Annotated in this window: 13 protein-coding genes; 5 read left to right on the top strand and 8 right to left on the bottom strand. The window is 47.6% G+C overall.

Annotated elements, in window-relative coordinates; all coding sequences use genetic code 11:
• Window positions 1-18: 18 nt before the first annotated feature.
• The 6 genes from AOC34_RS02330 to AOC34_RS02305 form a co-directional block, all read right to left on the bottom strand.
• Window positions 19-315 carry an EscU/YscU/HrcU family type III secretion system export apparatus switch protein gene (locus tag AOC34_RS02330; protein ID WP_234408134.1) on the bottom strand — a complete coding sequence of 99 codons (297 nt, stop codon included), beginning with the start codon at window positions 313-315 and terminating at the stop codon, window positions 19-21.
• Window positions 305-1,366 carry a hypothetical protein gene (locus AOC34_RS02325; protein WP_159074790.1) on the bottom strand — a complete coding sequence of 354 codons (1,062 nt, stop codon included), beginning with the start codon at window positions 1,364-1,366 and terminating at the stop codon, window positions 305-307. The genes AOC34_RS02330 and AOC34_RS02325 overlap by 11 nt, the downstream gene beginning before the upstream one ends.
• A gap of 82 nt (window positions 1,367-1,448) precedes the next feature.
• Complete coding sequence (fliS, locus tag AOC34_RS02320) at window positions 1,449-1,892, bottom strand: flagellar export chaperone FliS (protein ID WP_108468594.1); 444 nt, start codon at window positions 1,890-1,892, stop codon at window positions 1,449-1,451.
• Window positions 1,893-1,918: 26 nt separating this feature from the next.
• Entirely contained in the window at window positions 1,919-3,292 is a 1,374-nt protein-coding gene (fliD, locus tag AOC34_RS02315; protein ID WP_108468593.1) for a flagellar filament capping protein FliD, read from the bottom strand.
• 91 nt (window positions 3,293-3,383) lie between these two features.
• Complete coding sequence (locus AOC34_RS02310) at window positions 3,384-3,788, bottom strand: flagellar protein FlaG (protein WP_108468592.1); 405 nt, start codon at window positions 3,786-3,788, stop codon at window positions 3,384-3,386.
• Between the two features lie 71 nt (window positions 3,789-3,859).
• Window positions 3,860-5,071 carry a flagellin N-terminal helical domain-containing protein gene (locus AOC34_RS02305; RefSeq protein WP_159074789.1) on the bottom strand — a complete coding sequence of 404 codons (1,212 nt, stop codon included), beginning with the start codon at window positions 5,069-5,071 and terminating at the stop codon, window positions 3,860-3,862.
• Between the two features lie 392 nt (window positions 5,072-5,463).
• Here AOC34_RS02305 and AOC34_RS02300 point away from each other — a divergent pair, with 392 nt between their 5' ends.
• Complete coding sequence (locus tag AOC34_RS02300) at window positions 5,464-8,031, top strand: flagellin N-terminal helical domain-containing protein (RefSeq protein WP_108468590.1); 2,568 nt, start codon at window positions 5,464-5,466, stop codon at window positions 8,029-8,031.
• Here the strand turns inward: AOC34_RS02300 and AOC34_RS10210 are convergent.
• A complete protein-coding gene (locus tag AOC34_RS10210; protein WP_159074788.1) occupies window positions 8,018-8,188 on the bottom strand; it encodes a hypothetical protein in 171 nt (56 codons plus the stop codon). The genes AOC34_RS02300 and AOC34_RS10210 overlap by 14 nt on opposite strands.
• Window positions 8,189-8,329: 141 nt before the next feature.
• Between AOC34_RS10210 and flhA the strand changes: the two genes are divergently transcribed.
• From flhA to AOC34_RS02280, 4 genes are read left to right on the top strand one after another with little or no spacing between them, the layout of a single operon-like run.
• A complete protein-coding gene (gene flhA, locus AOC34_RS02295; RefSeq protein ID WP_108468589.1) occupies window positions 8,330-10,420 on the top strand; it encodes a flagellar biosynthesis protein FlhA in 2,091 nt (696 codons plus the stop codon).
• A 36-nt stretch (window positions 10,421-10,456) separates the two neighbouring features.
• A complete protein-coding gene (flhF, locus tag AOC34_RS02290; protein WP_108468588.1) occupies window positions 10,457-12,094 on the top strand; it encodes a flagellar biosynthesis protein FlhF in 1,638 nt (545 codons plus the stop codon).
• A complete protein-coding gene (locus tag AOC34_RS02285) occupies window positions 12,091-12,906 on the top strand; it encodes a P-loop NTPase family protein (RefSeq protein ID WP_108468587.1) in 816 nt (271 codons plus the stop codon). The genes flhF and AOC34_RS02285 overlap by 4 nt, the downstream gene beginning before the upstream one ends.
• 39 nt (window positions 12,907-12,945) lie before the next feature.
• The gene (locus AOC34_RS02280) at window positions 12,946-13,635 is read left to right on the top strand and encodes a FliA/WhiG family RNA polymerase sigma factor (protein WP_108468586.1); all 690 of its coding nucleotides are present in this window, start codon (window positions 12,946-12,948) and stop codon (window positions 13,633-13,635) included.
• 33 nt (window positions 13,636-13,668) lie between these two features.
• Here AOC34_RS02280 and AOC34_RS02275 read toward each other — a convergent pair whose 3' ends face one another.
• Entirely contained in the window at window positions 13,669-14,352 is a 684-nt protein-coding gene (locus AOC34_RS02275; protein ID WP_108468585.1) for a tetratricopeptide repeat protein, read from the bottom strand.
• Between the last annotated feature and the right edge of the window lie 28 nt (window positions 14,353-14,380).

Here is a 14,380-nt window from a genome sequence, read left to right as displayed (position 1 = left end):
CGGCAAGTCAAATTAACTCTATCTGTCGGCGATATTCTCTGGCTTAGGTATCACCTTGCCATCAGTCTCATAGGCCCACGCCAGCACTTCTGCTACAGCGGCATAGAGTTTGGGTGGCACCAGTTCATTGAGTTTGAGTTGCATTAAGAACTCCACTAGCTCCGGCTCGGTTCGTGTGGGTATGCCCATTTCCTTGGCTTTGGCCAAGATTGCATCGGCTACAAAGCCTTCACCTTGTCCAGTAATGCGCGGCGCAGCACTATTGATTTCATAAGCAAGAGCTACGGCTTTGCGGGTTTTCTTATCAAGTGCCAAAAGTGCCTCCGCCCTTGAGGCTAACCTTCGCATCCGGATCAACCTGGGTTCGCATTTGTTCTAGCAAGCTGGCAAATGAACTTGCCAATGTGCTTTGCGCTTCGGGAGCACCTTCAATGGCGACGTGGACGTTATCACCAAACTGAGTACCGACTACTTTGAATGGGCCTAAGTTAGGCAAGTTCACTTCCATCGTAATGCGGCTGCCTTTTTGCAATTGCCCCGGCTGCTCTGGATCGGCTTCCCAAGCATCTTCGCGATACAAACGTCCTTGCACATTGGGCATCAGCTGCCCTTGCCATAAAAGATCACCGCGCAATAACAACTTGACTGAATCCTTCACCACAGCAGAGTCTGTCGCAATCTGCCCAAGGAGCGCTGCACTCTCAGCCTCCACACTACCAGCAGTAACTAAAGGCTTGCCATCATCTTCACTAGCAGGAAAAAGTAAGCGCCGCAATTGATCAGCCGCAAACATTCCGGAGCTCTGTAAGTTTTGATACAAGACCGTCATTGCTAATTTGGGGTCTGCTGCATTGACTAGAGGATTTGTATTGGTAGTGCCGGGCCAATTCACTGCGGCATTTTGCGCAAGCGCCCCCTTGGCATCGGTCACGACCGACTTACCTAACTCAGGCACCTCTACTGCCAAGATATCGGAGAGCAGTTGCCCTAAGGCTGCGCCGCCCAAGGTATCCATGCGCGCCAGGCTTTGCGACAGTAAACTGATTGTCCGAGCTTGATTGGGATTGCCAGCTGCCTCAGCCAAGTCACCCGTCATAGAGGAAAGCTGCAACAGTACTGCCTGATCAACACTCGGTTCGGAGGCAACACTGACTCCAAATCGGCCAGCTGCGTTTTGCAGTACATCTTGCAAGCGTGCACTATTCGGATTATTGACTACTGGTAAAGCCATCCTCAATGCCACTCGGGGATCAATGGAGCCGAGGCTTTCTATGACAGCGGGGGCTGCGGGAGGAACAATCAGATCATTCCGCTGGTGATCGACCATCGGACTAATGGGTGAATTCGAGGGAATTGGTATGGCCATACTCAATCCTCTTTAAGTAAAAGGTCTTATTACTTTAATGCCTTACTAGCAAAAAACCAAACACCGACAAAAGAGAGGTTATTTAATAATTAACTGCGCGCGATGCGGTTTCACCAGATCCCTGAACAAGGCGCAAGGCAGGAATCGACTCTTTAGGCGCCAAGGCTAACCATGCCTCATACAGGGGTGCCAAAACATCTAAAACCTCTTGTACTTTCTGGGGCGACTTAGTCAGACGGGCATTCAGAATCTCACGCAAAGACCACTCATAAATAGCACCTAAACTTTGAGCAACATCGCCGCCAGTTTTGTAATCCAGGCAGGCCAGCAACCCTTGCTGAATCAAATCGTGCGCTTTGGTGAAAGGCTCAATACCGTAGTCACCAGATTCAAGTGCCTTTTTTGCTAACTTCAGGTGATCGAATGTGCGCTCATAGACCAGCACAATCAGCTGGCCTGGATCCGATCCGTGTACGCCAGTTAAGGTATCGGTGGCGGCATATGCCCGTGCAGATTTAGATACCATAGGGATACCGATCACTTTCTCAAAAATTAATTATTGCTCTGACTATTAGTCAGTGCATCTAAAGCACTAGTCAATGCGGTGCTGGTATTGTTTAACTGAAAGAGCAAGGCATTGAGTGCAGAGTATTGCGAAATCAAATTATTCTGAACCGAAACGAGGCGTGTCTGCAAATCGTCTTGACGCTTGGTCAAATTACGAACTGAATTATTTTCTGACTGAATTTGCAAATCTAGGATGCCGCCGGTTTTTACTTGGGCAGTTAAGAATGTATTGAGATTATTACTGCTATCGATATACCCAGCAGCAACGCCCAATGCTAAAACGTCTTGCAACCCATTTGCACTGGCAGTAGCATAGTTTGTTGAGTTAAATTTTGCGGTGCCATCTAACTGCAAATCAATTCCCAGCGTGCTGAGACTCATGGTCTTTAATGCGCCGCCTTCGGTATAGCTAATACCTTTAGCAAAAGAGGCTTTAATCTGATTAATAAACGATAAAGCGGTCGGGGAGTTTGCAAATGTCCCTGGCTTTGATGAGTTACTTGAATTTGCAGTCATTTCTTTATAACTGCTCATTAAATCGTTATAGGCTTTAATTAAAGTATTAATTGCAGCACTTGAAACATCTGCGCCCTTAGTAATCGAAATCGTCTGGGCAGTATCCGAAGCCTTCACTAGATTCAAAGTAACGCCATTTAAAACATCGCTGACGGAATTGGTACTTCTGGTGAAGGCAATGCCATCAATACTAAAACTTGCATCTTGCGCGGCAATAGTAGAGACTGTTCCAGGGGATGTGAGACCCGTATACGTTACAGCGTTATCGATTCCAGTCTTTGTTCCCTGAATCATCAATGAATATTGATTCGCAGTTGTTTGAACCACACTTGCACTAACATCCTCACCTAATGCATTGATCCAACTCTTCAGATCAGTGACCGTTGGATTTGCTCCAATGACCGCTGTTCCGGCCGGCGTACCCTTAGTGTTGTAGGTTGTAGATCCAATGGTGATAGCAAAACCAGCGTCCGCATCAATGCCGGCTAATGTTATTGCTGAAGCATATCCGCTAACGGTTGCTTTCGTGGCAAGTGCCACCGCATTCACACTGAGAGAATAGTTGCCTTTAATGGCGCCATTTGAGGCAAGCACCCCAACCACTGCAGCATTCGTGCTACTTGCTGATACGCTGTTAAATGTAGTGGGGTCCTGAAAGGCCCGAAGTGCTTCTTGGAATGTACTAACCTTACCCTTAATAACGCCTAAATCGCTGATGACGGTATTTTGCTGGGTAATTTTCGCTTTTAGAACATCTAGAGGACGATTTTCAACCGTCATCAACTGCTCGACAATGGCAGCTACGTCGATATTGGAGGTTGAGGTTGCGCTACTGACTGCCATTTTATCTGCCTAAGTCCATGTAAACTATTAAATTAGTACCAAGGACATGCAAAATATGTGCCAATCTGTTAATTGGCACATATTTGCGGAACTAGGCTCGCTGATGCACTAAAGCCGCGTTTAGCTGCTCAAAGCTCCGAGCAATTCGGATTAACTCCTCGGTCGGCAACTGACGAACTACTTCGCCTGTTTCTGGGTTTGTTACCCGAACCACATGGTATCCCGTTGTGCTATCCACAGAAAAATCCAAATTACGGCCCATGGAACTTACGAAACTCTGAATTTGTTCGGCGGCTTTAGCTACCACTTCGCGCGTGGGAGCCGAGGATTCAGCTACGTTTGACGGCTTAATCTCTGTACTAGCAGCTACGGCCACTACTTCGGCATCAGAACGAACTTGCTTAGTAGGGGCGCGGTCAGGCACAGAAGTAGCCGTAGGCATTACTCCCGCACCTGAAGCAGCAGGGGAATTATTTAATGCGGCGACTTGACTCATATGTCTCTCCTTCTGAAATCACAAAATGCAAAGACTGAATTGCTCCAGACTTTGCATTAATCCTATACTAATTACTTCAACAATGATAGAACTACGTTTGGCATCTGGTTTGCCTGCGCCAACATCGCTGTTGCTGCTTGTTGCATGATCTGACCCTTAGTCAGCTTTGCAGTTTCTGCGGCGAAGTCTGTATCAAGGATTGCCGATTTGGAAGCCTTGAGGTTCGTACTTTGAGACTCAAGATTGGTCATGATGTAGCCAACTCTATTTGTCAAGGCTCCAATACTAGATCTTTTGTCAGAAATATAATTATTTGCAGTATCAACATACCCACCAAGAGTATTGAAGGCGGTAGCCCACTGAGCACTTGTATAAGTTGCAGCGCCTGCAGCCATCGCAGTAATCTGGGTGCCTAAGTTTTGCATCTGAGAATCAACTCCAGAGCCATTTGTTAGTACGTTCATAGTTGTGTACGTAATCAAATTTTCAGCCTGAACATCAGCTCCTGCTTGAAAAGTAACTGCAGCCGTTCCAGCAGTTACTTTAAGGGTGTCACCTCCCAATCCACCAGCAGTAGCACCAAGGGTATCTGCATCAATTGATGCGCCAGTATTATTCGTTGCAAGAAAACTAATTCCGAGATTGGCAAATGAAATCACTTGACTTGAGTTAGCAGCTGTATCTACAAGCGTAACAGAGCCTACGTTAGTACCGTTAGTAAGTGTCAAAATATTTGAAGCTGTGTCATATGTAGCATTATAAGTCCCGCCCGCGACAGCGCCTGCCACGTTCATTTGGGATATGGTCATACCGCCAAAAGTTGTAGCATTTTTAATAGTACCCGTAGTATCTATAGTGTTACTGTTAGAAATTAAACTATTACCGTTAAACTTTGAACGTATTGCAGTATTGTTTATTTCAGTATTTAACTGCACTAATTCATCAACAAGATTAGTTCTTTGGGCGGTAGATTGCGAACCATCATAGCCTTGGGTGGCTAATTGTTTAATACGCAACAACATATCCTGAATTGTAGTTAACGATGTCTCGGCAACTTGCATTAAATTTACTGCATCATTCAAATTTCTACGTGATTGATCAACGCCGTTAATTTGAGCTTGCATGTTCTGGCTAATTGCCAAACCAGCCGCATCGTCTTTGGCGTTGTTGATACGCAAACCTGAAGACAAACGTTGCACTGATTGCGCTAGGTTATTTTGTGCATTGCTTAAATTGTTTTGGGCATACAGAGAAGCCAAGTTGGTGTTAATTACTGTACTCATGTAAATCTCCTTAGTTGAACTGTTAAGGGAGCATCCAACTTTGTTTCGTTCCCCTGTAAAACACATAACGGCTTGATTTCGGGAACTGTTTAGACCAATTCAGCATTCTTCTGATGAAATTCACTTTCATTTACTTAAGTCATTGATTTAATTATAAATAAACTGAGTTTGTTGTTTTGGTATCGACTGAATTACTGCCTATTAAAACGCCATATCCAGGCTCAAATGAGGTGCATTTGATCGTATTAATGCATTGCAGCATTCATAGGCCTAGGGTCGCGCCCCACCCGAATCCAGCCCAATTAAACGAACCCAGAGTATTAGCCGTTGAGCCAATTCGGATTGCTGTATTTGGCAATCTATTCACTATTGCATGATTGGGAAGCTGGAATATGGTCACACTAAACACGAATGTCACCTCCTTGCATGCTCAGCAAGGACTTGCTGAGGCTCAAAAGGCGCTTTCCGAGACGGTGCTTCATCTTTCTAGTGGCAAAAGGGTTAATCGAGCCCAAGATGATGCGGCCTCGCTGGCAATCTCTCAAAATATGGTGGGACAAATTTTGGCTATTAACCAGTCGGTTAGAAACCTAAACGATGGAACCAATATGATGCAAATTGCCGATACTGGCTTAGCATCACTGCAAGATATGTTTTTGCGCATTAGCGAGCTAGCGGTTCGGGGTCGCAATGACAGCTTGAGCGGTTCACAAAGAATGAACATCGTGACCGAACTGTCTTCACTCAACCAAGAAATCAATAACGTCATTGATCGCACTAAAATGAATGGCAACGGCTTGCTTACGAACTCTGGCGTACTTAATAGCAGCTCTGGACTCATTCAGAATAGTACAAATGTTGGGACGCTGGACGATACCTTAGCCTCAACAATCGATGTAGTGGGGGCTCGGCCTGGTATTTATAAGTTGTCGAATGTGGGCGCCCAGCTCACCATGAGCAAAACCGATGCCAACGACAACATTCTGGGAACGCAAACCCTTACAGTCCAAACTCCAACTGGCGCCAGAAATACGGATTTTTATCAAACACTCAACTTCAGCGACTTTGCAATCTCCATTACTTTAAAGAGCAGAACGAAGGCTAATAACGTTAATGACCTGACTGACAGCGCTGAAGAGATTACGCAAAAACTGAGCAATCTCTTTAAACCCGTCATTGTGGATGAGGCGGTTAAATTGGATTTCGGTAGTGGGGCAACCAATAGTTTATTAGTTTCCTTTAGACCAATTAACCTCACCACCATAGCAAAGCCAGACTTAGAGCTTGATCCGGCGACACAAAACCAAAATGGGGTGAGCAATACCAATCCCACTGCATTGCAAGTGTTGCCATCGGCCTCGACAGCAAAAGGCACCTACACCATCACAACCAGCCAATCGGCCGCCGCTACTGAATTTGAATTAGTTGGATTTACTGGCACCGGCGCTACGGGGGCTTTAAGTAATGCCAATAGTATTGGAATTAATGCGGGCTTTAGCCTTACTGTAGGCAGCAATACCTACAACTCAAGCAGTGGATCAGGATTGAGTGGGTCCGGAGGCGCACTTGTTTCCATCAATGAGTTCACAAACTGGGTAAATAGTCTTAACGATCAAAATATTTCAGCACGCTTGTATCAAAGGGGCACTGGCGACTATTCAGTAAAAATCAATGGTGGCGCAACCGGTGCAGCCAATGCGGTGTCGTTTACTAATCTTAATTTGGCGGTGGGTATTGATACCTTACCGAGTACCAAAATTTATGGGAATGTGAGTTTAGCTGCAGATGGAAAGTTAACTACATCCTTTCCAAGCTATCTTAGTGGTGCTACAGATCCCAGCACTGGAAACGCAGTAACAACATCAGCGACGTCGTTTTCAGGATACGAGGGCAATAGCAATGCCTATTTAAGTTTAAGTGGCGGCGTTTACTCAACCCTACAAAGTTCTGGAAACATCCAATCAAGCTCAGCCGGTAATCGCATTCTTACCGAACTTGGTCCCACGCCCGCTTACAACAATATTTATCCTTACGCAAATACGTACAACCCTGTTTATGACTCCACTAGCCCGAAATACGGCGGCAGTACGCGCAGTCAACCCCCCGCGCCTTTGGCCTCTTGGTACAACACCCATTGGGATAAGAACTACACTTATGCTTACGATTCGCGTTATGACCCCACAGCAGATCATCGCGTAACGATTACCGATGGATTTGGCAACACAATCGCAAATCCAAATTACATTGTTGACCTCGGAACGCGTGACCAACCCGTCAATTCTGCATATGTTCGCGACACATCGACTTATGCATACAGCGCCACTAGCTGGGATCAGAACTTCACGTCAAATACCTTTCTATTAAATTCTGTAGTTGGTATCGATCCAGCACGTGATGCCGTCCTTTCCATCACCAAATCCGGTGTAACCACGAATATCACGCACAACACCAACGTATTTACGGATGCGACTTCTGGTTTACAAATAAACCTGACGCCTGGTCGTCAAGCTTGGGATGGATCAGCTACAGCAACGATTACTGTTGGTGACCCACAACCTTCTCTACCGCGCAATAATTCCAATTTGGTTGCGGTTGACCAGAAAATTACCGCCATGGCAGGCCTCTCCTCAAGCAATACCTCTGCGGAGTGGAACTCTGCCTTTGACTACCTGCAAGAACAAGCCAATAAGGCACTTGACTACCTCTCTTATGAGCGCAGTATCGTTGGCGTGCAAATGAACCAAGTGGGCTTTATCAATACCAATCTACGCTCCCAAAGCATCAATCTGGAAAAGTCTAAATCGGATTTAATTGATACCGATGTGGCAGCCGAGTCCGCAAAATTGGCCTCGGGCGAGGTTCAGCAAAGAGTAGCCGCACAAATGATCACTCAGGCCAATTCCTTGGTAAATCCAATCCGTACCCTTATCAACCTTTGGGACGACATTAAGTCCAAATAAGCAGTAACGGGATCTTCATTAATTGGGCCGCTTCTGCGGCCCTTTTCTTACCGACCCACTGCTTCGTTTTAAGGTATTTTTTCCCGCGAAAACAAGGATTTGTTGCAATAGGCCATTTTTGCCGATCGGGTCTTAATATATCGGCAATTTTTGCCATTTTTGATGTTTTTTCCCCTGAACTACAGTATATTTAGTGTCTATTGGGGCGCTAATCACTAGATATAGGTTAGTGCTTACTGATTTAGCGCTGTTTTTAGGCGATTTCTTCCTTTTTTGATCAGGCAATAGACCTATACGCATGAAAATATTGGGTTTTGACACCGCACGATTGCCGAGTCCCTCGGCACAAGGCGCCATCCCGATATTGGTACTGTTAGTACTGGTCATGATGCTGGTGCCCTTGCCAGCGTTTCTGCTCGATGTGCTCTTTACCTTCAATATTGCACTCTCGATCATTGTTCTGTTTACGGCGATCAACATCAAGAGTTTTAATGATTTCGTTGCTTTTCCCACCGTACTGCTTCTCACCACCTTATTGCGCCTTTCGCTCAACGTAGCCTCCACCCGCATTGTGCTGATGGAAGGCCATAAGGGCACGGATGCCGCCGGTAAGGTCATTGAGGCTTTTGGTGTGTTTTTGATTGGCGGTAATTACGCGGTGGGTATCGTCATCTTTATCGTGATCACCATAATCAATTTCGTGGTGATCACCAAAGGTTCTGGCCGTGTGGCCGAAGTATCTGCCCGCTTTGCCTTGGATTCGATGCCCGGCAAGCAAATGGCGATTGATGCCGATCTCAATGCGGGCTTGATCCAGCAAGATGAAGCAAAAGCCCGCCGCGCCAACGTTGCACAAGAGGCAGACTTTTTCGGCTCCATGGATGGTGCCTCTAAGTTCGTTCGGGGCGATGCCATTGCCGGCATCATGATTTTGGTGATCAACCTGATCGGCGGCGTGATGATCGGCGTGCTGCAGCACGACATGGAATTTGGCAAAGCCCTTGCCGTGTTTGCATCGCTCACGATTGGTGATGGCCTGGTTGCACAAATTCCGGCGCTGATCATTTCAACGGCGGCGGGTATCTTGGTCACTCGCGTTGCGACCGAAGATGATTTTTCAGGGCAGGTCTCTAAGCAATTTGAAGCCAACAGCAGCGCCTTGGGTGTAGTGGCTGCTGTGATGGGTATTTTGGGCATTTTGCCCGGTATGCCTCACTTCATTTTCCTTAGCTTTGCTGTGCTCTTTGGGGGGCTTGCCTACGTAAGCCATCAACGCATCAAACAAAAGGCGGCGGCAGACAAAATTGCCTCTGCCAAGCCCGTGGTAAATGAAGAGTTGGAATGGAAAGACGTACCGATCGTTGAGCCGCTTTGCCTTGAGTTGGCCTATCGTTTGATTCCCCTTGTGGATAAGGGCGATGAGAGCGATCTGATCAAACGCATTAAAGCCATTCGGCGCAAGTTTGTGACCCAAGTTGGTTTTTTAATTCCGTCGGTGCACATTCGGGATAACTTACAACTCAATGCGGAAACCTACCGCATCTTGCTTTACGGCGCAGAAATTGGCCGGGGCCAGTGCTTACCCGATCGCTTGCTGGCGATTCAGCAAAGTGGTACTGAAAAAATTCCAGGCATTGAAGTCAAAGACCCGACCTTTGGTATGCCCGCAGTGTGGATCGAGCGAAACATGCGCGATGAAGCGATCGCCAAAGGCTATACCGTGGTTGAGCCTGCGGTGGTCATTACTACCCACTTGGATCACCTGATTCACCAGCACGCTGCTGAGCTATTGGGTCGCCAAGAAACACAAGATTTACTCGATCATTTCAAGATGAGCTACCCCAAACTGGTTGAGGATGTGATTCCAAAGATTGTGACCGTGGCCCAGTTGCAACGCACATTGCAGCTTTTACTTGAAGAAAATGTACCCATTAAAGACCTGCGCACCATTTTGGAGATCTCCAGCGAATTTGCAGGAAAGCTCAATGACCCATTGGAAATCTTGCCTCACATTCGTTATGCACTGCGCCGCACGATCGTTCAAGATACCTTGGGTGACGGTAACAATTACCAAGTTTTAGGCATTCAGCCGGAATTTGAGCGTTTGATTGAACAATCGATAGGCGCTGGCGCGATTGCGCCGGATGGGCTAATTGAGCCCTCATTGGCCCGCCTGTTTGGTGAAGAGGTTATTCTAGGGGTCCAGGAAATGGAGAACCAAAACCTGCCCCCAGTGATCGTTTGCGGCACACGAACCCGCACCACCATCTCCAGAATAGCGCGCCGAGTTTGCCCCCAAGCAATCGTGCTGGCCTTAAGCGAATTACCGCCTACCGCCAATCTCGCTTTCTTCAAAGTTCTTTGCTCCCAAACGGGCAAAAACCCCTAAAATCACCATACAAGAGATCTACTCCGGAGCGAAAGCATGGGCCCTCAAAAATTCATCGCAGCCAATACGGCCGAAGCATTAAAGTTGATTCGCACTGAATTGGGTTCGGATGCGATGGTGCTGTCCACGAAAGACACCGACCAAGGCGTCGAGATCATTGCCATCACCTCGCAAGACTTAGCCAATTTATCTAGCCACTCGGAAGTAGCCGATGCCTTCAATGCGGAAGTCAGTCCATTTTCAGAGCGGTCCATGGCCCAATCTGGCCTCTCCGATAAATTTGAAAATGCCATTGCCCGCCGTGTGCAGAGTCCCGAGCCAAAAGTGCGCAGCAGCGATATTCCTGTAGGGAGCCTCAGACGTAACCCAGCTAGAGCGGGTCGCCCCATTCGAGCACCGGGTTCCGAAGCATTTTTCCCAACCTCATTTAATGATGTTGAGCGCATACAGCGCAACGACAGCAGCGTGATCAATCCTTCCAATAATGACGCGATATTTAATGCATCTGCCGCCGCAAATGCAAAGGCTACGCATGATCTTGCAGCGCTAAACGCCGCCAGGGTGGCCGCGCAAAATGCAGCACAAGCCCATCGTAATTCCGAAGCAGTATTGCAAAAAGAAGTTGCCTCTAGTGCTCCTAGCGCCCCAAGCGTGCCGCCTGTTGCAACCAGTCTAAGTGAGTTTGAATCGGCCAATTCACCCAAGGTCGAAAAGCTTTTAACCGAAATCAGTGAAGTGAAATACCTCCTGCAGTCCCATGTTGCCAGTAATTTTTGGGGCAGTATTCAGCAGGAAAATAAACACGTTACCGAAATTGTGAAGCACCTGCTAAACAGCGGCTTTTCACCCAAGCTGTGCGCTGAAATTGCGCGCAAACTGCCTGATGATCTGAGTGTTCCGGCCCTTATCAAAAATGCCCGTGAGCAAGTCAAGTGCATGATCAAGACATCCCATGCATTTGATATTTTTGATCGCGGCGGTGTATTTGCGTTTATTGGTCCAACCGGTGTTGGTAAAACCACGACCGTTGCCAAAATTGCGGCGCGCTGCGTATTGCGTTATGGCCGCAATCAAGTTGCACTCCTGACAACCGACACCTACCGTATTGGCGCTCAGGAGCAACTCAAAACCTTTGCCAAAATCTTGGGCCTGTCGCTCACGGCCGTTAGAGACAGTGAGGATTTGGCTGCAAAGATTAAGGAGTTTTCCAATCGCAAGATCGTGATTCTGGATACCGCCGGGGTTAGCCAACGCGACACCTTAATGATTGAGCAATCCCTGCTGCTGCAGCATGGCTCTAGTAGAGCAAAGCGCATTTTGGTCATGAGCTCGACAACTGATTTGCGTACCCAGGAAGAGGTCATTAATCTGCATAACCAAGCGATGCTCAATGCCAATGGCGAGAAACTCGATTCAGTGATCATCACCAAAATTGATGAGGCCGCCCATCTCGCTCCCGTGATTGATAGTGTGATTCGCCATGATTTATCCGTGCTGTTTGTTTCCAATGGACAGCGCGTTCCAGAAGACCTCAGCCAGCCGGATATTAATTACTTGAGTCACCGCGCGATGGCCATACGTGCTTTCTCCGAAACATTCTCGATTACAGATGAACAAGTGCCTGCGCTGCTTTCAGACCACTTGGGCGACTGGATTCGCAAAGTAAATCCATGAACACAGCAGCCACCAGCAGTACAGATCAAGCGGCAGGCTTACGTACGATCTTCGGCGCCGAGTTGGCGCGGGTGATTTGCATTGCGAGCACCCTCGATGCCGATTCAACCATTCACCTCGGTCATAGCACCGCACAGAATGTAAAGCACTTAGGGCACAAAGTACTACTGATTGATGAGATTGCGCTGTCGGAGCGCAAAACCATGTCGGGGTTTTTATACCCCATTCGCTATGACTTAGGACAAGTATTTACCAGCTCCGTTGACTTGCCCAGAAGCATTAAAGCGGTTGAAGAGAATTTTTGGTATGCAACCAGCGTTAAATTGCGTCCCGAGGTAAGCCACCGCTTTGCCAAATACCCGCAGTTGGATCAACGTTTAGTCAGCCATGAAATCGATATTGACTACATCATTTTTCCCACAATTGATCCGCAAGCCAACATTGTTTCGTATTACGGCAGCAACATTAAGCGCATTCTGGTAACGACAAGCGACCATGACTCCCTCAAGAAAGCCATGGTCCTGATTCGTCAAATGGCGATTTTGCAAGTGGATGAGCCGCTCTCGATCTTGATCGTGGGCGGAGAAGATGAAGCCGCCGGTTCGCAGGCCTTTGAGAAACTCCACACCGCCTCGCTTTCTGCCCTAGAGCAGCCCCTGGAGTTCATTGGGTGGATCAAAGCCTTCACCGCAGAGCGCGTTGAGGAAGATCCCGATGATTTAACCTGGAGCCCGGTAAGCAAGGGGGATTCACATGAGTTTGTGTTGCCCATGGGATTTTTTAAGGCGATCTCTGCACGCATCACAAGCTAAGTCGCATAGAATGAAGTGCCCCCACAAAATGAGTTGTGATTGAAGCCATCTGCCTACGCCCAGTCGATCGATATAAATCAAGCAATCGAGCAGCATTTGCCCTTGGTCAAGCGAATTGCCCATCAAATTTGCTCGCGACTGCCGCCCAACGTCGAAGTCGATGATCTGATTCAAGAAGGACTGACTGGTCTTTTGGATGCCCTCAATCGGTATGAGCCGCAAGCCAACCTTGCCTTTGAGGCCTATGCCCGCACTCGCATTCGGGGCGCAATTTATGATTCATGCCGAAAAAATGACATTCTTCCCCGCAATCAGCGGGATGAACTTGAAGGCATTGAGAAGGTCACGCGCAAACTGGAGCAAAGCTTAGGTCGGCACCCCTCCGAAAAGGAAATCGCGACGGGCGCTGAAATCACGATCGAGGCATACCACGCCATCATGGCCAACATGGTGCATCTGATGCCCCTGGATGACCTATCCGATGATCTATTGCCCACCGATGCCATGGATTCCGATCCAATGCGCGCGGTTGCGATGAGTCAGCTCGCCGAACGCATTGCGGTGATTCTTGAGGGATTACCTGAAAATGAACGCTTAGTATTCGGTCTTCACTATCAGGAAGACCTTTCCTATCGGGAAATTGCCCAGGTGATGAACATCACCCCAGGTCGCATTAGCCAAATTCATACGCAAGGCATGATTCGTATTCGGGCCAAGCTGAAGGCCTAGTATTAAAGCCCAGTATTGGTTTGTGTAAGCCCTTTACAGGCAGCGATACAGTTTGCGCATGTTCTGGATTTTTCCATACTGCGCCTCAGCCGCATCAAACTCGAGATCGTAATTTCCTTTGTGGGCGTGCTGAAACATAATCAAGACCCGGTGGGCTTGATCATGCTTTTGTAAGGTGGCGAGCACCAGGTAGTAGCAGGCTTTTTTATGGTCCTGAGGGATGTACTCCCCTTTTTCATATAAGCAGCCCAGAGTGTACGCAGCTTGGCGACTCCCCTCTTGGGCCCCTTCCGCCAAATACGCAATGCCCTTAAAAATATCCCTTGGAATGCCTTGTTCTTCACCAAGACCAAGTGCATAGATATTGCCGAGATTGCAATAGGCGTCGTGTACCTCTTCTTTAACTGCCTTCTCGTAATACTCAATCGCCGTCTTGTAATCTTGCTTAATCTCCCCCATACCGCGCTCGTGCATGAGGCCCACATTAAAGTGGGCATAGCCATTGCCCAGGCTGCTGTTGGAGTTCACCCAAGTAAATAACTTATGGATTTGCTCTGCATCAAGATGCCCATCAAAACACATCTTGGTTAAAGCAAATTGAGCCTCTTGATCGAATTCGTTTACCGCGAGCTCAAAGAAAATCTCGAATGCGGCAGCGTATCTACCCTTTCTAAGGTTTAAGGTAGCAATATCTAAGCGCGAATTATCAAACTGCATGGGGGGCCAATCAAAGGTGTGGATACTA

It is taken from the genome of Polynucleobacter difficilis (assembly GCF_003065365.1).
Taxonomy (GTDB): domain Bacteria; phylum Pseudomonadota; class Gammaproteobacteria; order Burkholderiales; family Burkholderiaceae; genus Polynucleobacter; species Polynucleobacter difficilis.
This window is presented reverse-complemented; position numbering and strand designations above follow the sequence as displayed.

What these genes read in the sequence shown, in the direction of transcription:
- flhA (WP_108468589.1), top strand. Translation starts at nt 8,330, where the DNA reads ATGAAAATATTGGGTTTTGACACCGCACGATTGCCGAGTCCCTCGGCA.
- AOC34_RS02285 (WP_108468587.1), top strand. Translation starts at nt 12,091, where the DNA reads ATGAACACAGCAGCCACCAGCAGTACAGATCAAGCGGCAGGCTTACGT.
- fliS (WP_108468594.1), bottom strand. Translation starts at nt 1,892, where the DNA reads ATGGTATCTAAATCTGCACGGGCATATGCCGCCACCGATACCTTAACT.
- AOC34_RS02305 (WP_159074789.1), bottom strand. Translation starts at nt 5,071, where the DNA reads ATGAGTACAGTAATTAACACCAACTTGGCTTCTCTGTATGCCCAAAAC.
- AOC34_RS02310 (WP_108468592.1), bottom strand. Translation starts at nt 3,788, where the DNA reads ATGAGTCAAGTCGCCGCATTAAATAATTCCCCTGCTGCTTCAGGTGCG.
- flhF (WP_108468588.1), top strand. Translation starts at nt 10,457, where the DNA reads ATGGGCCCTCAAAAATTCATCGCAGCCAATACGGCCGAAGCATTAAAG.
- fliD (WP_108468593.1), bottom strand. Translation starts at nt 3,292, where the DNA reads ATGGCAGTCAGTAGCGCAACCTCAACCTCCAATATCGACGTAGCTGCC.
- AOC34_RS02300 (WP_108468590.1), top strand. Translation starts at nt 5,464, where the DNA reads ATGGTCACACTAAACACGAATGTCACCTCCTTGCATGCTCAGCAAGGA.
- AOC34_RS10210 (WP_159074788.1), bottom strand. Translation starts at nt 8,188, where the DNA reads ATGGCAAAAATTGCCGATATATTAAGACCCGATCGGCAAAAATGGCCT.
- AOC34_RS02275 (WP_108468585.1), bottom strand. Translation starts at nt 14,352, where the DNA reads ATGCAGTTTGATAATTCGCGCTTAGATATTGCTACCTTAAACCTTAGA.
- AOC34_RS02325 (WP_159074790.1), bottom strand. Translation starts at nt 1,366, where the DNA reads ATGGCCATACCAATTCCCTCGAATTCACCCATTAGTCCGATGGTCGAT.